Below are 26282 nucleotides of genomic sequence, written 5' to 3'. Positions count from 1 at the left end.
TACTATTTTTTTAATTCCTCGAGTACGCTGTATAAACGGGCAGCCGCGTCAGGAACACCGAGTGACTTTGTTCGTTCGCTCATTTCCTTTAACGTTTGCTCATTCAGTACAATCCGGTCTAGCGCTTCAATCAGCTTCTCCCCGCTGAGCTCTGTTTCTTTCAGTACAATCGCCGCATCATGCTGGCCAAGAGACCTCGCATTGACCTCCTGGTGATTCGCTGTCACATATGGACTTGGGATCAGAACACTTGGGATTCCGAGAGCAGTAATTTCGGCAATCGTTGTCGCACCGGCTCTGGCCACAATGACATCAATGGCCTTTAAATACTCAGGCATTTGATGAAGAAACGGCTTTGTGACCATATTATCAGCGGCACCCTTGCTTTTCAGCTCATTCATTACTTTTTCATAGTGAACTTCACCGGTGATATACAGCACTTGATAGTCTCTTGTTTTCAGCACATCCTGCATGTCAATGACAGCGCGGTTAATCGGTGCAGCGCCTCGGCTTCCGCCGAAAATTAAGACCGTTTTTTTGTCTTCAGAAAGCCCAAATTCAGCCAATGATCGTCCCGTCTTTATTGAGACGACTTCAGAGGCTCTCGGGTTTCCCGTAAATACAACTTTCTCGCTAGGAAAATGTGATTTCGCTTCTTCAAAACAAATCGCTACTTTATTAACATATTTTGAAAGAAACTTATTCGTGATGCCCGGCAGGCTGTTTTGTTCGTGGACAATAGTCGGAATTCCCATTTTCGCAGCGGCATAGACAACCGGCCCACATACATAACCGCCCGTTCCAATTACGGCATCGGGCTTAAATTCCGCTAAATACGATTTACTCTTTTTGACGCCCTTCAGAAAACGCATCACAGTCTTGACATTTTCAAATGACAATTTTCTTTTAAATCCTGTAATTTCAATTGAACGAAACGGTATATTCTCCCGCTCAACAATTTTTTTCTCCAGCCCGTTTTCTGTTCCGATATATAAAAATTCCACATTAGGATGACGTCTTTGCACTTCTTTAATAAAAGCAAGAGCAGGATAAATATGTCCCCCTGTACCGCCTCCGCTTATTGCAATTCGCATTTCTTTTTTCCCCCAGTCTAAGTTTCTCTATAACATAACGATAACCCTGTTTTGTTGGACAGGGTTATCGCATCAATTGTTTCCAAGCTTCATGTTAGACAGGAGGCTTGGAAATACATTCGTTAATACCTCGAGTAGCGGCTTACATTCAGCAGCACACCAACTGCCATCAGCATTAGAGTCAATGAAGAGCCTCCGTAGCTCAGAAACGGGAGCGTGATGCCTGTTACAGGAATCAGGCCCGTGACTACGCCGATATTTATCATGACTTGAATGGCAATCATTGAAATAATGCCGACTGCGACAAAGCTTCCGTACAGATCAGGCGCACCAAGCGCAATTCTGATTCCTCTCCACAGCAGGACGCTGAAGAGGAGCAAAATAAGTGTTCCCCCGATAAAGCCCAGCTCCTCTGACAAGATGGCGAAAATAAAGTCTGTTTGCGGCTCAGGCAGATAAAAGAACTTCTGTCTGCTTTGTCCGAGCCCCATTCCGAACAACCCGCCGGGCCCCACTGCATAAAGCGATTGAATGATCTGAAATCCGCTTCCGAGCGGGTCTTCCCATGGATTTAAGTATGAGGTAATCCGCTTTATCCGATATGGAGCCGATAGTACGAGCCCGACAAATCCGCTGAGGCCGATCAGCCCGAGAAAGACGAAATGGGCGATCCGTGCGCCGGCTACAAAAATCATGACAATACAAGTTCCGACCATAACTGTCCCCGTTCCGAGGTCAGGCTGGCACATGATAATCAAAAATGCTGAAAACACGATGCCAAGTGCAGGGACGAACCCCCGTCTGAACGATGTGATGTTTTTTTGTTTTTCAGAGAGAAATTTAGCAAGGAATGCAATCATCGCAAGCTTCATAAACTCTGAAGGCTGTATGCTGAATGCTCCGACTCCGATCCAGCTTCTTGAACCGTTCCGCACCATTCCGACGCCCGGTATCAAAACAAGCACCAGAAGGAAAAAGCAGATAACCATCAGCAATTTGGACCATGTCCTCCAAGTCCAATAATCAACATTCATGATAAAAAACATAGCAATGACGCCGATTCCCGCAAACAAAAGCTGCCGTTTCGCGAAAAAGAATGAGTCGTCAAATTTATAATCCGCCCATACCGCACTCGCACTGTACACCATAATTAATCCGATTGTTAATAATAATAACGTAATGATGACCAATAACAAATCAGGCGATGTTTTTTTAGTAGTCAAAGCAATCGACACCCCAAGCTTAAAGTCATTAGGGCTGCCGATTTACTTCAAGACAAGCCCTTACTTAAGCATATGCACGGCATCTATAAACATGTCACCGCGTTCTTCAAATGTTTTGAATTGATCCCAGCTCGCACACGCGGGTGACAGCAGGATGACATCTCCTTCATTTGAGAGCGCAAACGCCGCAGATACTGCTTGTTCAACATTATCGACACGTTTGACATGTTGTATTCCCAGTTCATTGCCGAGTTTCTCGAGTTTTGGCGCCGTCTGGCCAAATGTAAGCACTGCTTTGACATGCTTCATATAAGGTTTCAAGTCATCAAAACCATTTCCGCGATCCAGTCCGCCCGCAAGCAGAATGACCGGCTTATCAAAAGCTGAAAGCGCCTTGCTTGTCGCCAGAATGTTTGTTGCTTTACTGTCGTTATAAAATTTGCGGCCATTCACAGTTGTGACATATTGGAGGCGGTGCTTCACACCAGTAAAGCTTGTCAGCACCTTTTTAACCGCCTCATTGGATGCTCCTGCCGTTTTCACAACTGCAATAGCTGCTAAAATGTTCTCCAGGTTATGAGCACCGGGCAGTACAACCTCTTCCAGAGGAAGAATGGCTTCGCCGTTAAACATAATCATACTGTCTTTTACATATGCGCCCTGTTCAAGCGTTTTGCTGACTGAAAATGGGACGATTTCGGCTTTTCCGGCTTCAGCAAGACGCACGACGGTTTCATCATCCTGGTTGACAATAGCTTTATCTGAAGCAGTCTGATGAAGGTACACTTTCTGTTTCGCTTTTTCATAGTTTTCGCGCGTATGGTGATAATCCAGATGGGCGTCAAATACATTTAAAATCAGGCTGATTTCCGGTCTGAAAGCGTGTGTTCCCATCAGCTGAAACGAAGACAGTTCGGTAACGATCCATTCATCTCCATCAGCATGATAGGCAACCTCACTTGCGACTGTGCCGATGTTTCCGGCAATCAGTGCTTTTTGCGAGTCAGCCTTGAGCATTTCGTAAATTAGCGTTGTCGTGGTCGTTTTACCGTTCGATCCGGTAATCCCGATAAACTTGGCGCTGGTCAGGTAGTAAGCGAGCTCAATTTCCGTCCAAACCGGAATACCTCGTTTCTCTGCTTCCTGAACCATGATATTTTCATAAGGAATTCCCGGGTTTTTGATCAGAATCGTGATTTGATGCTGATCGAACAGAGAAACTGGATGCTCTCCGCAAACAACTTCGATTCCTTTTTCAGAAAGCTTTTGTGCCGGTTCATTTTCTTCAAAAGGCTTTTGATCATTGACTGCAACATAAATGCCTTTTTCATGAAGAATGGAGGCCGCCGCATATCCGCTTTTCGCAAGCCCAAGGATTAAAAAATGCTGTTTCTGTAAAAATTGATCATTTTCCACTTATAACCACACCTCGATGTAAATTCCTAAAACGGCAAGCAAAAGTCCCGCAGCCCAAAACGTCACGACTACTCTCCATTCAGACCAGCCGACAAGCTCATAATGGTGATGAAGCGGACTCATTTTAAAGATTCGTTTACCTGTCGTTTTAAAGCTGATGACCTGCAAAATAACGGATAATGTCTCGATAACGAATACACCGCCGATGATAACCAGCAGGATCTCTAATTTCGTTAAAATGGCAATGGTAACGATGGCTCCTCCCAATGCAAGCGATCCCGTATCTCCCATAAAAACTTTGGCCGGATGAGCATTAAATACAAGGAAGCCCAGAACTGCACCGACAACGGCAACTGAGAAAATCGCTACGTCATATTGAGACTGATTCCATGCCAGAATGGCAAAGGCGCCAAAGGCAATCGCCGCAGTACCGGATAATAACCCGTCAAGGCCGTCAGTCAGGTTAACTGCGTTTGATCCGCCGACTAGCATAAAGAGCACAAGGATAAAGTAAGCCCAGCCAAGATCAAATGATAAGTCAGTTCCAGGAATGCGAATATCCGTCGCAAAATTGTAGTAATGATACACGGCGTAAAATACAACCGCAATAATAATTTGTCCGATCAGCTTTTGCTTTGATGTCAATCCAAGATTGCGCTTCATGACAACCTTGATGTAATCATCTAAAAAGCCAAGCAAACCGTAGCCTAGCGTAACAAACAGAAGCAGCACCATTTCGGGGCTTATTTCTGAAAACTTCTGTGTCATAACAATTGTTGTCACTATGATAGAAAGTATGATCATGACCCCGCCCATTGTCGGTGTCCCTGATTTTTTCTGATGTGATTTCGGTCCTTCTTCTCTAATACTCTGGCCGAATTTTAATCTTCTTAAAAACGGAATAAGAATCGGAGAGAGCAGAACACTAATTAAAAACCCCATTAAAATTGTAAACAGAATGACTTGCTCAAGCATTGTCCTTTTCTCCTCCTGTTTCTTTCAAACGACATACGTAGTTATCATATTCATGATTTTTTTCCATATGAAAAATCTTTTCAAGCTCCATTATTCAGTAACATCTCTTTCCTATGAATTCGTCTTATTCTTATTGAGTTCAACAATGGCTCTCGCCGCTACTTCAGCATCATCAAAATCGAAAGTTTCATTTCCGATCTGCTGATAGGTTTCATGTCCTTTTCCGGCAATGAGGACAACGTCGCCTTTTTTGGCATTGGCAATTGCGAAAAAGATCGCCTGCTCGCGGTTTGCAATACTGTGATAGTATGCGTTCTCTACTCCGGCTTCCATATCTCTTAAAATCGCGCGAGGATCTTCGCTTCTCGGGTTATCTGACGTGAAAATCGGCTCGTCAGCCAGCTCCACAGCAATTTTAGCCATTTTCGGGCGCTTCGTCTTATCTCTGTCTCCTCCGCAGCCGACAACGACAAATAGCTTTCCTTCCGTCATGTCTCTGCATGTCTCCAGCACATTTTCAAGGCTGTCCGGTGTGTGCGCGTAGTCTACAATGACAGGAAACTCCTGCTGCTGATTGACCAATTCAAAACGGCCTCTTACACCATGCAATTCTTCAACAGCCTCAGTGATGATTTCAAACGGTATGCCTGCTGCAATACATGTCGCAACAGCGGCCAGCACGTTATACACATTAAATTGTCCGACGAGAGACATCGTGATGTGCTTCGTGCCTTTGTTTGTCACGAGATCAAAGCTTGTGCCCTGTGCAGTGATACTGATGTTCTTCGCCATCACATCAGCATCGTTTTTAATTCCGTATGTAGAGATATGCGCAGCTGTTACCTTTTCAAAATAAGCGCTCGCCTCATCGTCAGCATTCAGGACGGCACGCTTTGGATGTTCATGGTTGAAAGCCCCGCCAAGTTGGGAAAAGAGCAAGCTTTTTGCATGCCGGTACTCATCCATCGTTTTATGATAGTCCAGATGGTCCTGTGTTAAATTCGTAAACACGGCAATATCATAATCACAGCCATGGACGCGTCCTAAAGACAAAGCGTGGGAAGAAACCTCCATGATTGCAGTGTCAACGTGCTTGTCATTCATTTTCTTAAACGTTTTCTGCAGCGTGACGCTTTCCGGAGTCGTGTTTTTAACAGGAAGTGTTTCGTCTCCGATTTTCATGTACATTGTACCGATCAAGCCTGTGCGTTTTCCCGCTTTTTTCAGAATCTCATCGACCATGTGGGTCGTTGATGTTTTGCCGTTTGTCCCTGTTATCCCAATCAGCTGAAGCTTCTTCGTCGGCTGTCCGTAAAACGCATCAGACAAAACGCTGAGCGCGCGAAGTGACTGCCGGACAATAATAACAGGAACATTCACATCGACCTCTCTTTCTGCCACAATAGCCGCTGCACCGTTTTCTACTGCTTTTTGCGCAAAATCGTGGCCATCCACCGTATACCCTTTTACACATACAAAAAGACTCCCTTTCTTTACTTCCCTGGAGTCCATCTCAATTGAAGTTATTTCAGGGTCTTGTGAGTCGTTTACAGAAGGTTCGGTTGTTAAGTATGTAAGCAGCTTTGTAAGTTTCATCGTATCAAACCTCTCAACATTCTAATTCGTTCTTTTTATCATTGAAGTCACATCAAATGATGTGGTAATGATTTTAAGCATACAGTTCATATTTTAGCGTAAATAAAAGGATACATCCAGCTAATCTTGAAAGATATCAGCATTTTTTCTGCAATAAAAGAATAGGCAGCCCGAATCAATCGGCTGCCTCCTTTTCATCTTCTTCAGTCAAATACACGCGTATCTTTGAGCCTTCTTTTACTTTCGTTCCGGCAGCTGGCGATTGTTTAACGATTTTGCTCCCTTTCCCGGAAGCATCCACATTGAGATTCACCAATAGTGACTCAAGATCTGAGACAGACATCCCTACAACATTCGGAACTTCTATTGTTTTTGTGTCGTTCCATTGGTATTTTTTCTCGATTTGATTTTTCCGGGGCTTCACACCAAGTTCCGGCAGACTGTCTCTCATAATATTTCCGACAATAGGCGCTGCCACCGTTCCGCCAAACTGAATCGTGCCTTTCGGGTTATCCACCGCAACGTAGACGACTAGACTCGGATCATCTGCTGGCGCGAAACCGATAAATGATACAATATGGTTGTTTTCAAGATATTTTCCATCTTTAACCTTTTGTGCAGTTCCCGTTTTTCCTCCGACACGATATCCTTCTACAAATGCATTGCGGCCGGTTCCTTCTGCGACGACGCTTTCTAGAGCATAGCGGATTTGTTTGGATGTTTCCTCAGAAATGACTTGTTTCTTTGCGATTGGTGATTGTTTTTTGACCGTTTTCTTCGTAACAGGATCGATCCATTCCTTTGCAATATAAGGTGTATAGAGCGTTCCTCCGTTTACAGCGGCGGATACTGCTGCAACCTGCTGAATCGGCGTGACGGATACTCCCTGTCCGAAAGCCGTAGTTGCTTGCTCCACCGGGCCCACTCTCTCAAGCGGGAATAAGATGCCTGTTCCCTCGCCTTGGAGATCAATCCCCGTTTTTTGTCCAAAACCAAAGTCTTTGATATATTTGAAAAGCTTTTCCTTTCCTAAGCGCTCGCCTAATTCAACAAACCCCGGGTTGCAGGAGTTCTGCACAACTTCCAGATACGTCTGCAGCCCGTGCCCGCCTCTTTTCCAGCACCGCAGTCTCGCTCCGTCCACTTCAGCATGCCCTTTATCATAAAATTGATCCCGTTTCAAATTTACTTTTTGCTCTTCAAGGGCTGCTGCAAGTGTAATAATTTTAAAGGTAGATCCCGGTTCATACGTGCTCCATACTGGCAGATTTCGATTGTAGACGGACGGATCAACAGATTGGTAATCAGCAGGGTCGAAGTCAGGCCTGCTAGACATCCCCAAAATTTCTCCGTTTTTCGGATTCATGGCTACGGCAATCATGCCGTCCGGATGATATTTGGCCTCAGCGTTATCAAGCTCTCTTTCCATTATCGTCTGAACCTTTGAATCAACTGTCAGCTTCATATCAAGCCCATCCTTAGGCGGCGTATAGTCATCCGCTTCATCAGGCATCTTCTTCCCCTTGGCATCTGTATAAAACTTAACAGAACCTTTTTCCCCTTTTAAATCATCGTCGTAATAGGCTTCAAGTCCAAGGAGCCCTTGGTTGTCAATTCCTGCAAATCCAAGCACATGAGATAAAAAGCTGCCGAACGGGTAATGACGGATACTGTCCTCCGCAACATACACACCTTTTAAATCAAGCGCTTTGATTTCTTTCGCCTTCTCATTTGAAATTTTTCTCCCTTCAGGAGTGATCTTTTCGATTGACGCTTTTTTTGTCACATGTTTATATACTTTTTCTTCTGACATATTGAGCACCGCCGCAAGCTGCTTGCTCGTTTTCATCGGATTCTGAACTTGGCGCGGCACGACGAATACGGTCGGCGCACTTTTATTTGTTGCGAGCTTCACACCATTCCGATCCAGAATCTCGCCTCTCTCCGGCTCAAACGGCAAGTTCCGGCTCCAGGAATCTTTCGCTAGCGAAGTCAGTTTTTCGCCCATCACAAACTGAACATACCCCAGCCTTGTATCAATGATCAGAAACACGATCACGCCAAAAAGCAAAACAAATAATAAACGTTTTCTAACCGTTACATTCGAGACGCGCAAGAGACCGTTCACTCCTTATTTAGGCTTGTTTCATTTTATGCCTGAATTTGGACAGGTAGAACGATGCTCCTCTGAAGGCATAAAAAAAGAAAGCCTGCATAACGACGGCTTTCTTTTTAATCAGGATTTTTAAACTTAACCTTGATTACGGTTTTGTCTTTGATTTCTTTGTCTTTCTTAACACTTTGGCTGACAGCGTAGCCTTGTCCGCTTACTTCAATATGAATTCCCGCGAGCTCGCCGTACTGCAGAACCTCTCTTCTCGACCAGCCTGTCATATCAGGCATTTTGATTTTGCCGCCCGTTTTCAGGAAGACCTTTTGATTGGTGAGAACTTCCTCATCCGCTTTCGGATACTGTTCTTTTACAGCGACATCACTGCCGATGACAATTGGTGTGAGATTCTCCTCTTTTGCTTTCTTTTGAGCAGCAGCTACCGTTTGATCTGTTAAATCAGGCATTGTCTGCGCTTTTGTTTCTTCCTTATCTGAGTCAGATTTTTCAGTTGGTTCGATGTTTAGGTAGTGCAGGCTATTTTTCATTGTTGGATTGAAGATTTCTGATACTGGATCTGAACTGCTTTGTCCTGCTTTTAGTTGCGGCTGCTGTACAGCAACATAAATTAAAAGCTCAGGATCATCTTTTGGCGCCATACCCATAAACGAAAAGATATAGTTATCTGTGCCGTCTAAATATCCGCCTTTACCGGCTATTTGCGCAGTACCTGTTTTCCCGGCAACATCAAAACCTTCGATTTTATAAGCTTGCCCTGTTCCGATCTTCGATGTAACGACTTCTCCTAATATATCCCGCACCTTTTTCGCAGTACTTGCAGAAATTGGAGTTCCGGCTGATTCCGGCTTATTTTGATAAATAGTTTTATCTTTATCAGGGTCAACGATATGGTCAATGACATAAGGTTTCATCATTTTACCGTCATTTGCAATTGCCGTTGCGGCCTGAATCTGCTGAATTGGTGTGACCGCAGACGCTTGGCCATATGCAGTTGACGCCTTATCAAATTCATATTTAAAGTTGATTTTGCTGGAGACTTCTCCTGGCAAATCAATACCTGTTTTCTGGTAAAAATTGAATTTGTGCAAATATTGATTGAGGCGGTCATATCCCAGCTTTTCTTTCGCCAGTTTCGCAAAAGCGACATTCGACGACCTTAGGACGCCGTCATGATATGTTGTCGGACCCCAGCCTACACCGTTATTGTGATCCTTAACAGGTGCTCCGCCAACTTCAAATGTCCCTGATTTATATTTTTCGTTCGCATTAAACACGTTTTCCTGCATCGCAGCAGCGAGTGTAAAGATCTTCATCGTGGACCCGGGTTCATACGCATATGAAATCAAATCATTATAGTAGTTTGTCACATCGCGCTTGTTCGGATCAAAGCTTGGGCGCTGTCCCATGGCAAGGACTTTGCCCGTTTTCGGATCAACGACTGCGGCCATGATTTTTTTCGGATTATACTTTTGCGCCACTTTTGTCATGCTGTCTTCCAAAAAGGTTTGAATTTTCTGGTCAATGGTTAAATATACATTGTCACCATTTTTTGGCGCTGTAATTTTATTTTTGCTGTTCGGGAGCTCCCAGCCGGATTTGTCGCTTTCATATGTCACATATCCGTCCCGCTCCTTCAAATACTTATCCAGCACTTTTTCTAATCCCATCGCGCCGGAAATTTCATTTGTTTCTTCATCAACCTCGGCATAGCCGATTAGATTAGATGCAAATACTCCGTTTGGATAGTAGCGTTTTGTATCCCGTAAAAATGAAATGCCCGGGAGTTTCATTTTTTCGATTTTTTGCTTTTGTGAATACGTAATATCCCGGCCAGCTGAGCCAAACTCGACTTGTTTTGCATCTTTATTTAAGATATCAAGGATGTCGGCCTTGTCCAAGTTTATCACTTTAGACAATGCTTCCGCCGTTTTTTCTTTGTTTACAACATGCTGAGGATGCTTGACATCAGTGGTCATTTTTTTATCGAGAATCGCAATCAGTTTATACGTCGCTGTGTCCTCTGCAATGACTTTTCCTTTTCGGTCTAAAATCGAGCCGCGGCTCGCTTCGATGGTCCGTTTCTTTTCATGCTGCTCTGTCGCTTTTGTCGCAAGCACTTCGCCGTTCGCTTTTCCGGTTATTTGAATATATGCCATTCTCCCCAGGATGACAAAGAAAAAGAGAGCGAAACAAATACTTAGAATCGCTGCTCCTCTATTCATAAATTTATTCTTTTTTGGCATTTGAATCATTCCTGTATGTTTTTCACTTTTTTATCTTTTAAATTCAAGCCGTTCTTTTTCGCAATGTCCATAATGCGCTGCGGTTTGCTTAAATCAGCAACGCTTTTTTCGAGGTCACCAATTTGCTTATTTTCGGATGAAATTTGCTCCTCAAGCTTTTGCACCTCAATATTGGTTTGATATGCCGCATACGCCTTCGATACGATCAAAAGCGATACGCTGAGCACCGCCGCAGCAAAGAGGACAAGAAGCACTTTTTCTCCGAGAGTAATGGAAGCCCTTTTCTTGACAATCACTTTTTTCTCAGGACTGATCGCATGCCGCTGCTGTTTCTCTGGTTGGTAAGCTAAATTGCTCATAGGCTGATGACCTCCTTTTAATTTTGCGTTCGCGTTTCGTTATTTTCTTTTTTCAGCAATCCGAAGCTTGGCAGAACGAGCCCGGTTGTTCTCTTCAAGCTCTTCTTGAGATGCCGTAATCGGTTTTCGTGTGATGAGCTTCAGCTCCGGTTCAAACTCTTCCGGTATAACAGGAAGTCCCGGAGGAAGTTCCGGAAGCGACGACTTTTCTTTAAAAGTGGTTTTGCAAATTCTGTCTTCTAGCGAGTGGAAGGTAATGACCGATACCCTGCCCCCTGGCTTCAGAACCTCAATTGCCTGCTCCAAAGCTTCTTCAAACACCCTAAGTTCATCGTTTACGGCAATTCTGATTGCCTGAAACACGCGTTTAGCGGGATGTCCCCCGCTCCTTCTCGCTGGAGCGGGAATCGCGTCTTTTATTAGATCGACCAGTTGGCCCGTAGTTTGAATAGGAGACTTCATTCTTGCCTCCTCAATTTTTCTGGCGATCTGTTTACTGAACTTCTCTTCTCCGTATTTAAAGAAAATACGGACGAGATCCTCATAGCGCCACTCATTAACGACTTCTTTCGCCGAAAGCGTAGCCGACTGGTCCATCCTCATGTCCAACGGTGCGTCATGATGGTAACTGAATCCGCGCTCCGGTGTATCCAGCTGCGGAGAGGACACCCCTAAATCAAATAAAATGCCGTCTACTTCTGTAACGCCTTGTTCATTCAAATATTCTTTTAAATACCTGAAATTGCTTTTAATCAGAATGAGCTGTCCTTTATAATCGGACAACACTTCTTTAGCATGCTGTAATGCCGTATCATCTTGGTCAAAAGCGATTAAACGCCCCTTCTCGGATAACTGCTGCAATAAGTATGTACTATGCCCAGCTCCGCCGAGTGTGCAGTCTACATATGTACCGTCTGGTTTAATATTAAGTCCGTCTACGGTTTCACGAAGAAGTACTGTCTTGTGTTGAAACATATTGTGTTGGTCCCACCTTTTATCAGGATGAATTGAAATTGTTTTTAGAGTGTTATACACGAAGAATCATTATATATCAAACCCAATCATGTTTTCAGCAATTTCAGCAAATGAATCTTCTTGCTCTTCTGTGTATTGTTCCCAAATTACTTTACTCCACAATTCAATTCGATTAGAAACCCCGATAACAACACATTCTTTTTCCAGTTTGGCGTAATTCAATAGAGATGATGCGATATTTACCCTGCCTTGCTTATCCAGTTCGCATTCAGTCGCCCCTGAAAAGAAGAAACGGGTAAACGCGCGGGCATCTTTCTTTGTGAGAGGAAGAGCTTTTAGTTTTTCTTCAATTTGTTTCCATTCGTGCATAGGGTAGCCGAAGAGACATTGGTCAAGTCCTCTAGTCAGCACAAATTGCTCACCTAGGCCTTCTCTGAATTTAGCGGGTACGATCATGCGGCCTTTCGCATCGATGGTATGCTGATATTCACCCATAAACATGATCTCTTGCCCCACTTTCTCTCCTTAACTCACCACTATTCACCACTTCGCTCCACAACTTCATTTTACACTGTTTACCCATAAAAAAAAACCCTGAACTAGTCAGGGTTCTTTAAAACTTTATTTCAAAGTTTGACAACTTGATGTTGATTTTGAAAAGAAAATGGCAGATTCTTGAATGTCGTGAAGAATTTTGGACCGTACCTGTTCAAATAATACATGATATTCCAAATCCGTTCTTGCGGCGCAAGAAGCGGCTTAATGCTATTTTGAATTCTTTCATAATCCTTCAAGACGTAGCCTTCTTTTTCTTCAATTCGCTTCATCACCGTGCGCTCTAAGAATTGAAGCTGATCCTGAATAAAAGCGGCATTTTTCAGAAGTAAAGGTTCCAAGCTTTGATCAACCTTTAACGCCTCCTGCCGGACCGTTTTGTGAATCGCTTCAATTTGGCTTTTCGCCTGATCCATCACCGCCGTAAACTCTTCCGGAATCTGGCGCTCGAAGTATGTCTCTCTTTGATTCTCCGTTCCGCGCTCAATCGCGTCTTGTAATGAGATATTCCGTTCAGCCAGTTTTTTCTCAATATGCCGCTCAAGTATCGTAATGTTCAGCCTTGGCATGACAGGAGGCATTTTGAAGCCCATCACCGCAAATGCCTGTTTGAGCTCGCCCCAATAATTGATTTCCCCAGGCCCTGCAATAAATGCTAAAGTCGGAATGAGAAATTCCTGCATTAACGGTCTCGTTACAACATTGTTGCTGAAACGCTCTGGATGTTCTTCCATATGTGTATGAAGTTCATCCCTCGTCCATCCTAGATCAAGCTCTTTGATGACAAATCGGCCGTTATCTTTTTCAATTAAAAAACGCTCATCTTCGTATTCATAAAACAGATTCGCCTGCTCTTTTCCGGACTCGATAATCGGTTTGTAGCCTGCTTGACGCATGAAGGCCTGCTGATCTGATACAGCCCGGGCGAGTTCATCATTTTCTCGAAGAATCTTTTGGAACATGGCCGTTTCCAGCTTTTTAATCCCCGGATCCCCAGAATTTAATAAAACTAAGCCCTCTTCTTGGAACAAATCCGCGATCAGCAGTTCAAAGAAGTCAGTAAACGTAACAGATTCCCTTAAACATCGTTTCACATTGTCGAGAAGTGTATTCGTATGGTCTGTTTCTTCAAAAGCGGCAAAAACATCATCTATCCACGCGGCACACTTTTCCTGATCAAGCGATGTACTCGCTGCTGATGATTTCTTCCAATAAGACTGAGGCAGCTTTTTTTTCACAGGCCCATTCTCTTCAGATGTGTGAACAAAATTAATCTCATCCAAATCGTGGTCTTCTCCAGCCACCCAGAAGATTGGTATGACAGGCACTTGCAGTTCCTTTTCTTGTTGCTTTGCTAAAACAATGATTGAAATGATTTTATGTATGGTGTAAAGCGGTCCTGTTAAAAGTCCTGCCTGCTGTCCGCCGACTACAGCGGCACTTGACGGGTCCTTCAGCTTCTCAATAGCAGACTGCATCGCACTTGAACCGAATTTATTATGGTAAGAGGTTAAGTACGCCGCCAATTCCTCTCTTGCGAAAAACCGGGAAGATAAGTCTTCCAGTCTTTCGCGCCACATGTCCTTATGATGAATACTGTAATCAAAAAAAGAAGACATTTCTTCTTTGCCATCTATATAGTGCTGTACAAACACATTCTGATTTTTGATGGAAAGTTCAGTTAGCTGCATCTTCTAGAACTTCCTTTCTCCAATAAATAGTTAGTGATCCGAAATGAGTATAGCATGTTACCGAAAAAGCTCAAAAGACTTTGTTTGTATTTCGCTCCAATGCTTTGATGCTGCCATATAAAAACTCTAGGTGGACGGCATCAAGACCTTGAAGACTTGCTTCCTTCAATAAGTATCCGATAATGGCGTCAGCTTCCGTCTGCCGGCCTCCAATGACGTCAACCAGCATTGATGAACGATTCTCTTTCGTTTGCCCACAAACGGCCTGAACCCGCTCCCAAGCCTTTTCTTCATTTTCAAGTTTTAAAATGCGGCATGCCTCCTGAAATACCAGCTTCATAAAAGCCAGATAAGCTGGCGTTGTCAGCAGTTCTCCATTTTTCACTTGCAATAACGCAGTTAAAGGATTAATACACGCATTTACAATCAGCTTGCCCGTCAGCAGACGGTACCAATCCGTCTCATAATAAATCGGAAAATCCGAATGGTTATGCTGAAACAAGATGTTCAGCCGGTCTGGTTCAGCATCGTCGAACGCGCTCCATTTTATCGCACCTAGGCCTGTATGATCAACAGCTGTATCCGATTTTCTTACAGCTCCGTGCTCAACGATTCCAACATAAATGGAATGGCCAACGTGCCAGTCTTTTAGGTCGTGGATATGCCCCATGCCGTTTTGCAAAAATAATATATTCGTCTTCCCGATTCGTTCAAGCGACGAAAAAACAGATTGAAGCTGATGCTGCTTCACTGTCACGACAAGCAGGTCAAAGTCCGAATTGATACTCGTGTCCGCACTGCAATCAGCCCTGAATTCCTCCCCGCCTTTATAAAGCCGGATTCCTTCAGACTGAATGGCCGCAGCCTGTTCTTGCCGCCTCGTCACAACAGTCACGTCGTGATAAAGTGACAAATAATAGGCGCATAAAAGACCAACGGAGCCTCCGCCGATAATTCCAATTTTCATGATGTCACACCCAATTTAGCATTTACGTATTATCATAGCAGAAGTAAGAAGAAATTACTTCTCAAAGATCCCATGTGCTTAAAATTAAAGTTTAAATATTTGGATTTTTTAAATAAAGCGTTTACAATATATGTAGAAACAACAAAGGGGGAGATTTGTTTGACAAAGGTAGAACGTCTGCTTATCAACTATAAAACGCTGGAAGAATTCAAGAAATTCAAAGAATACGGCATTCAGGAGCTTTCAATGCTTGAAGAACTTCAGGATAATATTATTGAAAATGACAGCACCTCGCCTTTTTACGGGATTTATTTTGGCGATAAACTTGTAGCACGAATGAGTCTGTATCAAGTTAACGGCAAATCGAATCCCTATTTTGACAACCGCCAGGATTATTTGGAGCTGTGGAAGCTTGAGGTTCTTCCGGGCTACCAGAACAGGGGATACGGGAGAGCCTTGGTTGAATTTGCAAAATCATTCAAAATGCCGATCCGGACAAATCCGAGAATGAAATCAGCGGAATTTTGGAACAAAATGAACTTTAAAACTGTTAAGTATGATATGGCGCGGGACAAAGGGGAAAACCCGCTCATCTGGCATCCTGATATGGATCGCGAAATGACACCGGGAGAGTCTGCATAGAAATCAAAACAACCGGCCTATTCTTACTATAGGGCCGGTTCATTTCAGGCGTTTCTTTACGTTTCTTGAGCCGCTTTTTTCATTCTTCCGTCTTCCTTCGAAACAACCATTTTTCTGGCCCGATCCATGATATCGATCAGTGCCTTGTAATCCTCTTCTGTCATCTCTAGCTGATTCCGCAATGTCTGATTTTCACTCCGCAAATCCTCAAGCTCTTTTTGCAGCGATTGGATTTGCTCCTTCAATTTTTCCCTTTCAAGCTGAAATTCTTGTGCAGACGGTGTTTCTTTGAATTGTTCGAGAAATTGAATGACATCCTGAATGGACAAATCTCGTTTTCCTTCTGACGATGCCGAGGCAGTCTGCTTCATGGAATTCGGCATATTGACCGAATGAACGCCGATTTGCTTTCTCAGTTCTTTCCTTTGCTTTTTTGCAAGCTCTATACCTGACTGGTATTGTTTTCTCACATACGAGTTCCACCTGAAACCACAGGCTGCCGCGGTTCTGGTCAGCGCCCTTCCAACCTCCTCAAAGGCTGAAAGCTGTGTTCCTCCCTCTCGAATATGACGAAGCACCACTTCTGCCAGCAGCAAATCCTCATCCTGAGTCCAAGCATCTTGTCTTGTAATGGTCAAATTCAATCTCCCTCCATGTCAGCTTATTTATCTCATACATATGCCGGTAATAGATTAGATAGACTATTTGCACTCACAAATTTTCCGCAAGCTGACAGGAAGAGAAAAAGAAAAAGCGCAGGGCTTTCACCCTGCGCTTTTCTCATTAGTTACTTTTTACATTTATGTCTTTGCCGTTGTATGATCCGCATGCTTTGCATACACGGTGAGACAACTTCATCTCTCCGCATGACGGACATTCTGTCATACCAGGTACATTAAGTTTGAAATGTGTACGGCGCAATCTTTTCTTCATTTTAGAAGTTCTTCTAAAAGGTACAGCCATTATTCCCACCTCCTTAAAGAGTTAAGATTCATCATCTTGTTTTAAGAGCTTTTCAAGGGCTGCAAGTCTCGGATCAACTTGATTCTTCTTGTCTTCTTCCGAAATGACTTGCCAATCCTTTCCTTCTTGAGGAGCAGCTCCTTTTTCTTGTTCAGATTCACAAAAGATTTGCATAGGGATTTCTAAAAGAATTTCTTCTTTCACGATCGGAGTTATGTCGATAGTATCGTCCTCAACAATGTGAACGTCATCATCTTCTATATCATCCGTGTGATGAAATATAAACAGTTCTTTTGTTGAAATTTCAAATGGATACGGAACATCAACGAGTGTTCTTGAGCATGGCAAAAGCATTTCGCCTGAAATTGTAAAATCAAACGAAACCTGTTTGGATTTGATATCCGCTCTGCCCTTCACCCGAACGGGAGAAATGCGGCGAATGTCAGAATTCAGCTTTGTCAGCTCATTTAACTCAACTGTTTCATCAAACTCAAAACTTTGTTTTGGCATTTGATGCAGCTGATAAATCGTCCATTTCATTTGTATCACCTCAGGAAAGCAACAAACATGATTATAGCTTTTAAGATTGTTTTTGTCAATATTTTTTCTTTACAGCATAATGCTGCCATTGAAGTATCGTTGACAGCGGAATATGCTATGCATACACTTAAAACAAAAATAAGGCGTAAGAGTTTTCATTTGCAAATGTACCATACGTTTTTAAACATAGCAAGAAAGGCGGAAAAAATATGAAAGCTGTCGGATTGGTGGTTGAATATAATCCCTTTCATAACGGTCACCTTTATCATGCCCAAACAGCAAAGCTGCAAACCGGATGTGACACGGCTGTCGCGGTCATGAGCGGACATTTTTTACAGCGCGGGGAACCCGCTGTTGTATCAAAATGGGCCCGAACAAAAATGGCGCTGCAAAGCGGAGTTGATCTTGTCATTGAGCTGCCTTATCTTTATGCCGTGCAAAAAGCAGACATTTTTGCACGCGGCAGTGTTTCCATCCTGAACGAACTTGAATGTGAGGCGCTGTTTTTCGGGAGTGAAAATGGGGATATCAAGCCTTTTTTAGAAACAGCACAGCTTATTGATGAGCATAAACATATATTGAATGACCGAATTAAAGAAGAACTTAAAAAGGGGGCCAGTTACCCAGCAGCGGCGGCTATCGCCTTCAGCTCCATTTTGCATACTGAAAGTGCACTTGACTTGTCAAAACCAAATAACATTTTGGGATACCAGTATGTGACCTCGATTCTAACCGGGGGATATCCTATGAAACCTTATACTACGGCACGAATCTCTTCGGACTATCATGATGCCGATCTCCCTGAAGGCGAAAACCATATAGCAAGTGCCACAAGCATTAGAAAAGCGATGATTGGCCAGAATCTCGAAGCCTGCCTTCGTTTTCTCCCTGCTGCATCTGCACGTGAATTAGCAGCTTACCGCAAATCTTTCGGATTGTGGCATACACCTGAAAGCTACTTTTCTTACTTAAAATACAGCCTTTCAACTGTAACGGCACGGGAATTACAGCAAGTATACGAGGTGGAGGAAGGTTTAGAGCACAGAATTATTCGTTCGATCAGAAAATCCAGCTCCTATCAGGAATTTATGGAACTGCTGAAAACAAAACGCTATACGTGGACAAGGCTCCAGCGGATGAATACACACATTTTAACCAGAACAAAAAAACAGGATATGCAAAAGCTGCTTGACAACGATAAGGCGCCGTATATCAGGCTTCTCGGCATGACGAAAAAAGGACAGGCTTATTTATCCGAAAAGAAAAAAGCACTGTCTGTTCCGCTTGTCAGCAAACTGTCCTCTTTCTCCCATCCAGCTCTCGATCTGGACGTAAAAGCAAGCAGGATTTACAGCCTGCCGATAGAAGAGCCGCTGAGAACTGAGTTTGACCTACAGGAATACGGACATGCACCGATTCGATATGACGAAGATGAACAACACTTTTTAAATGTATAGAAAAAGCACCTGAGAATCAGGTGCTTTTCGCTTTCAGCTTATTCAAATAATCAATCGCATCCTGCATGGTATCAACAGGCACAATCTTCATATTTGAATCAATATCTTTTGCTGTTTTTACTGCGTTCTTATAATCGGAATTGCTGGCGCCGTTTTGATTTGGCGCGAAGAAAATGTCTTTTCCGGCTTTGTCTGCGGCGACGACTTTTTGATCAATGCCGCCGATCGGGCCTACTTTTCCGTCAACATCAATCGTACCTGTTCCCGCAATATCGTAGCCTTTTGTTTCGTCTGGTTTTGTCAGCTGATTATAGATTTCAAGGGACATCATTAACCCTGCTGACGGGCCGCCAATATTTTCGATTTCAAAATCAATATCAGGCTCTACCTTCACGTTTCTGTCTGTATAAAGCGAAACTCCGATTCCTGCCCGATCCGGCTCATCAGGAAATTGTTTTAACGTAAGGGTGACACGCTTTTCTTTTTCTTCTCTTTCGATCTTTAACGTGACTTTATCTCCCGCTTTTTTGCTGCTGATATAATCAATCAGCTTTTCAGCAGACTGATAGTTTTTGCCGTCTGCGCTGATGATTTTATCACCGACTTCTATTTTCCCTTTTGCCGGCATGTTTTCTACAACTGAGCTTGCGTATATGCCGTTAAAGGAATAGCTGACTTTTTTTCCTGCCTTTTGATAGGCGGCTATAACCGCATTTTCTTGCGAGCTTTTCATCATTTGGAGCTGTCTTTTCATATACTCCTTATCTGATTCGCCTTCCTCCTTAATGCTCTCATCAGGAACAATTTCATAATAAGGGTGCATCTTTGCCCACACATATGTAAATGGATTAGCCGGTCCCACTTTAACAGTCATTAAGGACAGACTTCCTTTTTCCGGGTAGCCTCCCTCCACTTTTATCAATGAAGCAAGCTCTGTCGCTTCTCCCGGTTTTGTAATATAGTATGGAAGTTTTATAAATGATAAAACGGCGATCAGTATGAGGATGACGAGCATCCAGCTAAAATGTTTTTTACGTAGCAAATTATGAGCCCTCCCAATTCTCTATTTCTTTTCTTATCTTGCTGATCATTCGGTTTGTCGCCTCTTCGCCTGCCGATATCATTTCTTCAATATTGGCAAACGAGCTTGAGCTGTATGTTTCAAGGGAAGGGCGAATCATGATATCTGCGGCAATTGTTTGATGCCGCACTAATTCATTTTGCAGTATATCCATACTTTGCATAATCACATCAAAAATATGCACTGCTGTTTCAGTTTTTCGAACCCTGGAAACATCCGAAGCGATGATAATATCAGCTCCCATGTCTTTCACAACAGAAACCGGAATTCGATCGACGACCGCGCCGTCTACAAGAAGGCGTCCGTCCAGCCGCTGCGGAATAAAGATACCCGGGATGCTGATGCTGGCCCTCACTGCATCTGACACTGATCCTTTTCGGAACACAATCTTTTCTCCCGTCTGTAGATCACACGCAACAATGCCCAGCGGGATTTGGAGCTCTTCAATCGGTTTTCCGAATGTATAAGCATGCACAAGCTGTCTGACGCGGTCACCTTTTAAAAAACCGAGTTTCGGCACCGTATAATCAGCATAAAGCCTTCGTTTAAAGGCTTTGGCTACTTTTTTCATCGTTGCCACGTCATGTCCGGCGGCGTAAAAACTGCCCACCAAAGCGCCCATGCTGCTTCCTGCAATCATATCCACTTCAATTTGGTGCTTATGTAAACTGGAAAGCACACCGAGATGAGCAAGCCCTCTGGCCCCTCCCGATCCTAACGCTAACCCGATTTTAGGTTTGGCCAAAGCGTTAACCTCCTGCCTGAATTCCCTGTATACCGAATTCTATGGTCTAAACTGAACCCCTATGCTCGTATATTAGTACAAAGAATCAAGAGGACAGGTACTGCTTGGCCGTTTTACATCATACATTATTTTATCATGATATACATGTCATTGGGCATTTTTAGCATCGGGGAGGTAAGAATGAACTTGTCGAAGATTAATACACTTTTGATTGCCTCGTTTTTTCTTTTTTTAACAGCGACTGTCATCTCACATCCACAGGCCTCATTCGAAGCCTCTAAAACCGGGCTGTCTATGTGGTGGGAGGTTGTGTTTCCGTCATTGCTGCCATTTTTTATTCTGTCCGAACTCTTAATCGGCTTTGGCATTGTGCGGTTTGTCGGTGTTTTGCTTGAGCCTTTTATGCGGCCGATCTTTCGCGTGCCGGGTGTCGGCGGCTTCGTTCTTGCTATGGGAATGGCATCAGGAAACCCAGCGGGCGCAAAACTCACTGCCCGTCTGCGGCAGGAAAATCAGATTTCAAGAGTAGAGGCAGAACGGCTCGCGTCGTTTACCAATTCTTCAAACCCGCTCTTTATTTTCGGCGCTGTTGCCGTCGGTTTCTTTCAAAACGCATCACTAGGCATTTTATTAGCTTCTGCACACTATTTGGGGAATCTTGCCGTCGGTTTAACAATGCGCTCCTATGGCCGCAAGGAAGAGCAGCATCTCAGAAGAAAGAAAACGATACCTTTCCCTTCAGTCAAAGATGCTTTACACGCTCTTCATACCGCCAGACTTGCAGAAAAACGGCCCTTAGGTAAAATTTTAGGCGACGCCGTGACGTCTTCTGTTCAAACGCTTCTTATGGTAGGCGGCTTTATTATTTTATTTTCTGTCTTCAATCGGCTGTTGTCAGTGGTCCAGCTGACTGATGTTTTGTCTGTTTTCACAAAAGGAGCACTGACTTTGTTTCAGCTTCCGACTCAATTGGACATTCCGCTTTTATCAGGGATGTTTGAAATTACATTAGGCAGCAAGCTTGTCAGCGAGACAGATGTTTCTCTTCTGCAAAAAGCCATTATCGTCAGCTTTATTCTTGGGTTTAGCGGCTTTTCCGTACAAGCTCAGGTGGCAGGTATTTTATCGGAAACCGACATTAGATTTAAACCATTCTTTATCGCACGTTTGCTGCAGGGCGTTTATGCCGCTGTCTTCGTCATGCTTTTATGGAAACCTCTTTACACAGCATGGCATGATCCGTATCAGTATGTATTTAAATCTCTTAACAGCAGTGACATGTCAACTGCCTTTATAAACGGCTGGAATCTGCTTGTGCAGATCGGACCTGCTGTCACACTATGCGCGCTGTTTACGTACATTATCATTTTTTCTTACAGACTGACAAACGGAACAAAAAAAGGATGAGTCAAAACCCTCATCCTTGTCTGAATTTTTGCTGAAGCGCCAACTCTACTTCCGGCGGTACAAACTCTGATACCGAGCCGTTGTATCTTGCCACTTCTTTTACGATGCTTGAACTTAGAAACGAATATTGATTGTTTGTCATCATAAAAAACGTCTCAATAGATTCATCAAGCACCCGGTTTACTGATGTCCCCTGCATCTCGTATTCAAAATCAGATACAGCTCTCAAGCCTCTTAAAATCGCTTTCGCATTTTTTCTTTTTGCATAATCAATTAACAGGCCTTGCGATGTTTCAACTGTTATGTTCGGAATGTCTTTTGTGACTTCTCTCAGAAGCTCACACCGTTCTTCCACACTGAACAAAGGCTTTTTTGAAGAATTATTCAGCACACATACATACACTTGTTCAAAAATATGCGCCCCGCGTTTGATGATGTCCAGATGCCCGTAGGTCACAGGATCAAAACTGCCGGGACAGACAGCTATACTCGCCACCTCACTACCCCCTCTTTTTATAAATCGCTACACCTGTTAACCCATAGGTTTCTTTTCTTGTCATCACAAGATCTCCTACGGTTTCGGGAAGCTCGACCTCTCTGTCATGCTCAGCGACGATAAAGCCGTCTTCTTCCAGCATTTGATATTCGTCAATCAAAGTTAAAAGTGCTTTCAGCTTTTGTTCCTTATACGGCGGATCGAGAAAAATTCCGCGAAAGCCGGTTTCTCTTTTAGCAGCAGCGTGCAAAGCACGTTCCGCATCATTGCGGTATACCTGTGCATGTTTTGTAAGCTCCAGCGTTTTCAAATTAGATTTTACCGTTTGAATCGCTTTAAAATCACGGTCAACGAATATACAATGCTCAAACCCGCGTGAAAGCGCTTCGATTCCAAGACCTCCGCTCCCTGCGAATAAGTCAAGTCCCCTGCCCCCGTCAAAATAAGGGCCGATCATATTGAAAATGGATTCCTTCACTTTGTCGGTTGTCGGTCTTGTTGATGTTCCGGCTACAGCCTTTAGTGAACGGCCTTTTTTTGATCCAGAAATTACTCTCATGTTCCACACCACTTTTTCTAAAAGCTATTTTGTTTCTTTATTCGGCCGGACGCCGCTATGTACATAGAAAAAAATCAATCCTATCTTAACATAAAGCATTCTTCCAAACAATGAACGCTAATCTTGATAAACAGGTGTATAGGCAGCATGATCCTTGTCCATACTATAAGCAACAGCATCTAGAGGATGTTGTTGCCAACCGCGGAGAAGACTTACGTTTCCCCATAAGTTCTTCCTCCGGTTTCTCCTCTCCCTTTGCCTTCTCCTTAACATATTAAGGAATAGAAGGACCCCGCAGATGCCTGCGGGGATTTTTTTATAGCTATATGCCGATTTTATAATCGTATTCTTTTGCCTTATCAAGCTTTGACTCGAATTCCAATTTTAAAAACGGTTTATAAGAAGGCTCCACTTTTTTCACAAATGAGTAAGACGCAATCTTGTCCATTGTTTTTTCAATTTGGTCCATATCACAGTACAGTACGACATATTTTAATCGTTTTGATACATAGTGCACATTCCCGAACTTCCTCAGCATTTTGCTCTGCTTTAGGGAGTGCAGATACACAACCATGCCCTGGCGCCTATTCTCCAATACAATCACCTGCCTGTTTTCTCTTATATGTAAAAGACGAGACGGCCAGTCTCGTCAGGACACTTTACATCCGCAGCTTCCGCCTGAACCGCAGCCGCCTCCGCATGAAGACAAACCGTCAAAATAAGGGTTCCCAGTCGGAACTTTCACATGCTCCGAAACAGCTGTCCCAATCTCAACGCTGACCTCATCAAGAATGGACTGGAGCTCATTTTCAGCTCTCTTGAAGTCAGCCACCTTATCGTTCAGGTCCAGCTCACGTTTGATCTCCCTCATTTTCCGGGATATTTCTCTATAGTCAGGATGATATTTGCCAAAACGCTGTACATCCTCATACTGCTCTTTTATTTTGATAAAAGAACGAATAATCCGACCTGCCTCTTCATCTTCCTGGAGACGCTTGTAACAATTGCGGTAGTTCTCAGCCGTCTCCGACTGCAGAATCATCTCGGCAAGCTGCTGAGCTTCACTTTGAAGCCGCACGGATTCCATCGTCGCATACATAACATGCACCTCCAGTTGTTAGTTTACCATGAAACCAGCCAATTGGAAAATGCTTAACCGCAGCCGCCAACAAAACCTTATGACCGCATGAAAAAAGACCCTTCTTCGGGGCCTTTTAATCTTTTGTCCGCATCGCTTGAAACATTTGCATCATCATTTGCGCCATTTGAATCCCGTTCGTAAACTGATTCACCCGATGCGGAATGGTTTTTTCATAAAAATTCATCATTTCAAGCTGAAAGGAGGACAGATCATCCGGTTTTCTTGAAAGCCTGCGGTACCATATCGGCTGTTCTCTGATGAATCGTTTCCGTTCTTCGTTTGCTAAAATATATTCCTGAACCTCTTTGCGCATATGAGCTCCCCTTTTTTAATCCTTTCGAAAAGAAAAAGGATGCTGTCCAGAGCCTGGCTGAGAATGCTTCTGTCCGCTTCCGGAAAATGTATTAAGAAGGCTTTGCAACGATGAGATCGACTGGCTCATTTTATTGATTTGTTCGTTCATTTGATTGACATCCATCTTTTTCACCGCTGTCACCATTTTCGAGACAAAATCATTTTTTTGCGGTGTTTCAGGCACAGCTTCAGAAGCTTCTTCCGGTTCCCGATATGGATCCCAAATCGGGTCGCTCTCCCCGAAGAGGACCCAATTTTCATATACGTCCTGCCAGCTTCTTTGTTCTTTGCGCACTTCTTTTATCAGCTTGGGATGCTTTTTGACGAATTGTTTAAAGTCATTGATTGAATGATTGGCATGTTGATTCGCCACAATCCTCACCCCCTCCGAAAATCGTTACCTACTACAATGTATCGTTTTGTCGGGCATTGTGTTCGCCTATATTCATTCCCAAATGAATTTTTAGCGATATCCCTATACACTGGTGAAAAAGCCTGACTGAAGGGATGGGAAACGGCCTTATCTGTAAGCTATCAGCACATTCATTCAGACCAGCTTGTATGGAAATAGAAAAAGCCGGGAACCATTCGTCCGCGGCTTTCATTACCATCGCTTAATAAAGTTTTGGGTGTAATATTTCCGGTCTACTCCGACACCAAGATGCGTATAATCTGAATTCAGAAGCGCTTTTCGATGGCCTTCGCTATTCAGCCAGCCTTCTACAGCAGCCGGACCGTCCACATAATTGTATGCGATATTTTCTCCCGCTTGCTGAAAATCAACATGCCCTTCTTCTAAGCGGTCTTTCAGCGAGCCGTATTTTTTAGAGACATGGGAGAAATAATTATTTTCCTTCATATCCTCACTATGCCCAAATGCCACTTCCGCCGTTGGCTGATCCCACTCAAGCTTCGCAAGTCCATGTTTAACGCGTATGACATTCGTCAAATCAAGGATTTGCTTTTCGCTCGTTGTTTGGATCTTTTTCCATTTCTCATCTGAAACGGCTTTCGGTTTAATTAATTCCCCGCGGTACACTACCTCATAAGGTCTTTGCTTTACAAAGGTCTGCGCATCAAACGCCCTGATGCTGGATAGCTTCCCCTCAAATTTGTCCATATACAGCTGGACATACATCTTTCCTACCTTTACAGTCGGTCTTGTATTGATATCTTCTTCAGAAAATTCAAACCGATAGGAATTTCCTTTATACTCTACATTCACAAATGGTGCCACCTGGGTGGTCTTGAATACTTCGCCAGTTGATTCTCCAATTTTGAAAGGCTTGGCGTTAATATCATTACCCGACGCGAATAATGTGACCACTTTATTGTTTAATACCCCGATTTGGATATATTGATCCTTACCTTGATTGTATACCCACCAATCGTAATCATAAGCCGAAGGGTCAATACGTTCAGGTTCCCCAAGCTTTTTCGTTACTTCATCGGCGTGCTTGCCCATGAAGGACAATAACCCTGAAGTCGGCATATGTATTCGTTTGCCGCTTTGCGCTTCCTCATTCGACACCTGAGGCTCGCTGTCATTTGATTTCTTTTCAGGAACAGATCCATATTGAATAAACAGAACATAGGTTCCGCAGATAATCAAAAGGATAACCATTGCTCTCAATATATTTTTCAATCTATCACCCCCGTGGCGATTCACAAT

At 43.5% G+C, this 26282-nt stretch carries 28 protein-coding genes; 4 read left to right on the top strand and 24 right to left on the bottom strand.

What is annotated here, in order from left to right; translation table 11 throughout:
- Positions 1–2: 2 nt before the first annotated feature.
- The 12 genes from murG to NST22_RS08175 all read right to left on the bottom strand — a co-directional run bounded on the left by murG (position 3) and on the right by NST22_RS08175 (position 15225).
- Entirely contained in the window at positions 3–1094 is a 1092-nt protein-coding gene (gene murG / locus NST22_RS08230; protein ID WP_003232184.1) for an undecaprenyldiphospho-muramoylpentapeptide beta-N-acetylglucosaminyltransferase, read from the bottom strand.
- Positions 1095–1216: 122 nt separating this feature from the next.
- Positions 1217–2317, bottom strand: coding sequence for a stage V sporulation protein E (gene spoVE, locus NST22_RS08225; protein WP_003244810.1), 1101 nt, complete (start codon positions 2315–2317; stop codon positions 1217–1219).
- 60 nt (positions 2318–2377) lie between these two features.
- The gene (gene murD / locus NST22_RS08220) at positions 2378–3733 is read right to left on the bottom strand and encodes a UDP-N-acetylmuramoyl-L-alanine--D-glutamate ligase (RefSeq protein WP_003232189.1); all 1356 of its coding nucleotides are present in this window, start codon (positions 3731–3733) and stop codon (positions 2378–2380) included.
- Positions 3734–4708: a phospho-N-acetylmuramoyl-pentapeptide-transferase gene (mraY, locus tag NST22_RS08215; protein WP_003232192.1), complete on the bottom strand. Its 975-nt coding sequence runs from the start codon at positions 4706–4708 to the stop codon at positions 3734–3736.
- Between the two features lie 111 nt (positions 4709–4819).
- A complete protein-coding gene (locus tag NST22_RS08210; protein ID WP_003245326.1) occupies positions 4820–6304 on the bottom strand; it encodes a UDP-N-acetylmuramoyl-L-alanyl-D-glutamate--2,6-diaminopimelate ligase in 1485 nt (494 codons plus the stop codon).
- Positions 6305–6479: 175 nt separating this feature from the next.
- Positions 6480–8420: a stage V sporulation protein D gene (locus NST22_RS08205; protein ID WP_003245048.1), complete on the bottom strand. Its 1941-nt coding sequence runs from the start codon at positions 8418–8420 to the stop codon at positions 6480–6482.
- A 116-nt stretch (positions 8421–8536) separates the two neighbouring features.
- Positions 8537–10687 carry a penicillin-binding protein 2B gene (gene pbpB, locus NST22_RS08200; protein WP_009968930.1) on the bottom strand — a complete coding sequence of 717 codons (2151 nt, stop codon included), beginning with the start codon at positions 10685–10687 and terminating at the stop codon, positions 8537–8539.
- Positions 10684–11037, bottom strand: a complete 354-nt coding sequence (gene ftsL, locus NST22_RS08195; protein ID WP_003232200.1) for a cell division protein FtsL — start codon at positions 11035–11037, stop codon at positions 10684–10686. Before ftsL ends, pbpB begins: the two co-directional genes overlap by 4 nt.
- Positions 11038–11076: 39 nt before the next feature.
- Complete coding sequence (rsmH, locus tag NST22_RS08190; RefSeq protein ID WP_003245724.1) at positions 11077–12012, bottom strand: 16S rRNA (cytosine(1402)-N(4))-methyltransferase RsmH; 936 nt, start codon at positions 12010–12012, stop codon at positions 11077–11079.
- A gap of 69 nt (positions 12013–12081) precedes the next feature.
- Positions 12082–12513, bottom strand: coding sequence for a division/cell wall cluster transcriptional repressor MraZ (mraZ, locus tag NST22_RS08185; RefSeq protein WP_003221402.1), 432 nt, complete (start codon positions 12511–12513; stop codon positions 12082–12084).
- 125 nt (positions 12514–12638) lie between these two features.
- Complete coding sequence (bshC, locus tag NST22_RS08180; RefSeq protein ID WP_003245571.1) at positions 12639–14258, bottom strand: bacillithiol biosynthesis cysteine-adding enzyme BshC; 1620 nt, start codon at positions 14256–14258, stop codon at positions 12639–12641.
- Positions 14259–14328: 70 nt separating this feature from the next.
- On the bottom strand, positions 14329–15225 hold the full coding sequence (locus NST22_RS08175; RefSeq protein WP_003232206.1) for a 2-dehydropantoate 2-reductase: 897 nt from the start codon (positions 15223–15225) through the stop codon (positions 14329–14331).
- Positions 15226–15384: 159 nt separating this feature from the next.
- Here NST22_RS08175 and NST22_RS08170 point away from each other — a divergent pair, with 159 nt between their 5' ends.
- A complete protein-coding gene (locus NST22_RS08170; protein ID WP_003244940.1) occupies positions 15385–15867 on the top strand; it encodes an N-acetyltransferase in 483 nt (160 codons plus the stop codon).
- A 56-nt stretch (positions 15868–15923) separates the two neighbouring features.
- Here the strand turns inward: NST22_RS08170 and gerR are convergent, their stop codons facing one another.
- From gerR to NST22_RS08155, 3 genes are all read right to left on the bottom strand, one after another.
- Complete coding sequence (gerR, locus tag NST22_RS08165; RefSeq protein WP_003232210.1) at positions 15924–16505, bottom strand: sporulation specific transcriptional regulator GerR; 582 nt, start codon at positions 16503–16505, stop codon at positions 15924–15926.
- Between the two features lie 145 nt (positions 16506–16650).
- Positions 16651–16830: a 50S ribosomal protein L32 gene (rpmF, locus tag NST22_RS08160; RefSeq protein WP_003154457.1), complete on the bottom strand. Its 180-nt coding sequence runs from the start codon at positions 16828–16830 to the stop codon at positions 16651–16653.
- Positions 16831–16851: 21 nt separating this feature from the next.
- Positions 16852–17370 carry a DUF177 domain-containing protein gene (locus tag NST22_RS08155; RefSeq protein ID WP_003232214.1) on the bottom strand — a complete coding sequence of 173 codons (519 nt, stop codon included), beginning with the start codon at positions 17368–17370 and terminating at the stop codon, positions 16852–16854.
- Positions 17371–17397: 27 nt separating this feature from the next.
- Here NST22_RS08155 and NST22_RS08150 point away from each other — a divergent pair, with 27 nt between their 5' ends.
- Positions 17398–17583: a hypothetical protein gene (locus NST22_RS08150; RefSeq protein WP_003232215.1), complete on the top strand. Its 186-nt coding sequence runs from the start codon at positions 17398–17400 to the stop codon at positions 17581–17583.
- Positions 17580–18827, top strand: coding sequence for a nucleotidyltransferase (locus NST22_RS08145; RefSeq protein WP_003244707.1), 1248 nt, complete (start codon positions 17580–17582; stop codon positions 18825–18827). Before NST22_RS08150 ends, NST22_RS08145 begins: the two co-directional genes overlap by 4 nt.
- A gap of 16 nt (positions 18828–18843) precedes the next feature.
- Here NST22_RS08145 and ddcP read toward each other — a convergent pair whose 3' ends face one another.
- Together ddcP and NST22_RS08135 are read right to left on the bottom strand one after the other, a co-directional pair.
- The gene (gene ddcP, locus NST22_RS08140) at positions 18844–19869 is read right to left on the bottom strand and encodes a protease DdcP (RefSeq protein WP_003245451.1); all 1026 of its coding nucleotides are present in this window, start codon (positions 19867–19869) and stop codon (positions 18844–18846) included.
- A 1-nt stretch (position 19870) separates the two neighbouring features.
- Positions 19871–20653 (bottom strand): patatin family protein, encoded by a 783-nt coding sequence (locus NST22_RS08135; RefSeq protein ID WP_003232221.1) that lies wholly within the window; start codon positions 20651–20653, stop codon positions 19871–19873.
- A 180-nt stretch (positions 20654–20833) separates the two neighbouring features.
- On the opposite strand from NST22_RS08135, the gene spoVV reads away from it, so the two are divergent.
- A complete protein-coding gene (spoVV, locus tag NST22_RS08130) occupies positions 20834–22060 on the top strand; it encodes a dipicolinic acid transporter SpoVV (RefSeq protein WP_003245492.1) in 1227 nt (408 codons plus the stop codon).
- A gap of 10 nt (positions 22061–22070) precedes the next feature.
- On the opposite strand, the gene coaD is transcribed toward spoVV, so the two are convergent.
- From coaD to NST22_RS08095, 7 genes are all read right to left on the bottom strand, one after another.
- The gene (coaD, locus tag NST22_RS08125) at positions 22071–22556 is read right to left on the bottom strand and encodes a pantetheine-phosphate adenylyltransferase (RefSeq protein WP_003245283.1); all 486 of its coding nucleotides are present in this window, start codon (positions 22554–22556) and stop codon (positions 22071–22073) included.
- A 4-nt stretch (positions 22557–22560) separates the two neighbouring features.
- Positions 22561–23115, bottom strand: coding sequence for a 16S rRNA (guanine(966)-N(2))-methyltransferase RsmD (gene rsmD, locus NST22_RS08120; RefSeq protein ID WP_003232227.1), 555 nt, complete (start codon positions 23113–23115; stop codon positions 22561–22563).
- A gap of 322 nt (positions 23116–23437) precedes the next feature.
- Positions 23438–23710: a YlbG family protein gene (locus tag NST22_RS08115; protein ID WP_009967171.1), complete on the bottom strand. Its 273-nt coding sequence runs from the start codon at positions 23708–23710 to the stop codon at positions 23438–23440.
- A gap of 54 nt (positions 23711–23764) precedes the next feature.
- A complete protein-coding gene (ricF, locus tag NST22_RS08110; RefSeq protein WP_003221370.1) occupies positions 23765–24214 on the bottom strand; it encodes a regulatory iron-sulfur-containing complex subunit RicF in 450 nt (149 codons plus the stop codon).
- A 115-nt stretch (positions 24215–24329) separates the two neighbouring features.
- Positions 24330–24569 (bottom strand): YlbE-like family protein, encoded by a 240-nt coding sequence (locus tag NST22_RS08105; RefSeq protein ID WP_003232231.1) that lies wholly within the window; start codon positions 24567–24569, stop codon positions 24330–24332.
- Between the two features lie 15 nt (positions 24570–24584).
- The gene (locus tag NST22_RS08100; protein WP_003232233.1) at positions 24585–24983 is read right to left on the bottom strand and encodes a YlbD family protein; all 399 of its coding nucleotides are present in this window, start codon (positions 24981–24983) and stop codon (positions 24585–24587) included.
- A 231-nt stretch (positions 24984–25214) separates the two neighbouring features.
- Positions 25215–26255, bottom strand: coding sequence for a CAP domain-containing protein (locus NST22_RS08095; RefSeq protein ID WP_003245434.1), 1041 nt, complete (start codon positions 26253–26255; stop codon positions 25215–25217).
- Between the last annotated feature and the right edge of the window lie 27 nt (positions 26256–26282).

The organism is Bacillus sp. PS237 (genome assembly GCF_037963345.1).
Classification (GTDB): Bacteria; Bacillota; Bacilli; order Bacillales; family Bacillaceae; genus Bacillus; species Bacillus subtilis.
Note: the sequence above shows the minus strand (reverse complement) of the source record. Positions and strands in the feature narration are given on the sequence as shown.

What these genes read in the sequence shown, in the direction of transcription:
- murG (WP_003232184.1), bottom strand. Translation starts at nt 1,094, where the DNA reads ATGCGAATTGCAATAAGCGGAGGCGGTACAGGGGGACATATTTATCCT.
- mraY (WP_003232192.1), bottom strand. Translation starts at nt 4,708, where the DNA reads ATGCTTGAGCAAGTCATTCTGTTTACAATTTTAATGGGGTTTTTAATT.
- NST22_RS08210 (WP_003245326.1), bottom strand. Translation starts at nt 6,304, where the DNA reads ATGAAACTTACAAAGCTGCTTACATACTTAACAACCGAACCTTCTGTA.
- pbpB (WP_009968930.1), bottom strand. Translation starts at nt 10,687, where the DNA reads ATGATTCAAATGCCAAAAAAGAATAAATTTATGAATAGAGGAGCAGCG.
- ftsL (WP_003232200.1), bottom strand. Translation starts at nt 11,037, where the DNA reads ATGAGCAATTTAGCTTACCAACCAGAGAAACAGCAGCGGCATGCGATC.
- rsmH (WP_003245724.1), bottom strand. Translation starts at nt 12,012, where the DNA reads ATGTTTCAACACAAGACAGTACTTCTTCGTGAAACCGTAGACGGACTT.
- mraZ (WP_003221402.1), bottom strand. Translation starts at nt 12,513, where the DNA reads ATGTTTATGGGTGAATATCAGCATACCATCGATGCGAAAGGCCGCATG.
- bshC (WP_003245571.1), bottom strand. Translation starts at nt 14,258, where the DNA reads ATGCAGCTAACTGAACTTTCCATCAAAAATCAGAATGTGTTTGTACAG.
- NST22_RS08175 (WP_003232206.1), bottom strand. Translation starts at nt 15,225, where the DNA reads ATGAAAATTGGAATTATCGGCGGAGGCTCCGTTGGTCTTTTATGCGCC.
- rpmF (WP_003154457.1), bottom strand. Translation starts at nt 16,830, where the DNA reads ATGGCTGTACCTTTTAGAAGAACTTCTAAAATGAAGAAAAGATTGCGC.
- NST22_RS08155 (WP_003232214.1), bottom strand. Translation starts at nt 17,370, where the DNA reads ATGAAATGGACGATTTATCAGCTGCATCAAATGCCAAAACAAAGTTTT.
- NST22_RS08150 (WP_003232215.1), top strand. Translation starts at nt 17,398, where the DNA reads ATGATTATAGCTTTTAAGATTGTTTTTGTCAATATTTTTTCTTTACAG.
- NST22_RS08145 (WP_003244707.1), top strand. Translation starts at nt 17,580, where the DNA reads ATGAAAGCTGTCGGATTGGTGGTTGAATATAATCCCTTTCATAACGGT.
- spoVV (WP_003245492.1), top strand. Translation starts at nt 20,834, where the DNA reads ATGAACTTGTCGAAGATTAATACACTTTTGATTGCCTCGTTTTTTCTT.
- rsmD (WP_003232227.1), bottom strand. Translation starts at nt 23,115, where the DNA reads ATGAGAGTAATTTCTGGATCAAAAAAAGGCCGTTCACTAAAGGCTGTA.
- ricF (WP_003221370.1), bottom strand. Translation starts at nt 24,214, where the DNA reads ATGTATGCGACGATGGAATCCGTGCGGCTTCAAAGTGAAGCTCAGCAG.
- NST22_RS08105 (WP_003232231.1), bottom strand. Translation starts at nt 24,569, where the DNA reads ATGCGCAAAGAGGTTCAGGAATATATTTTAGCAAACGAAGAACGGAAA.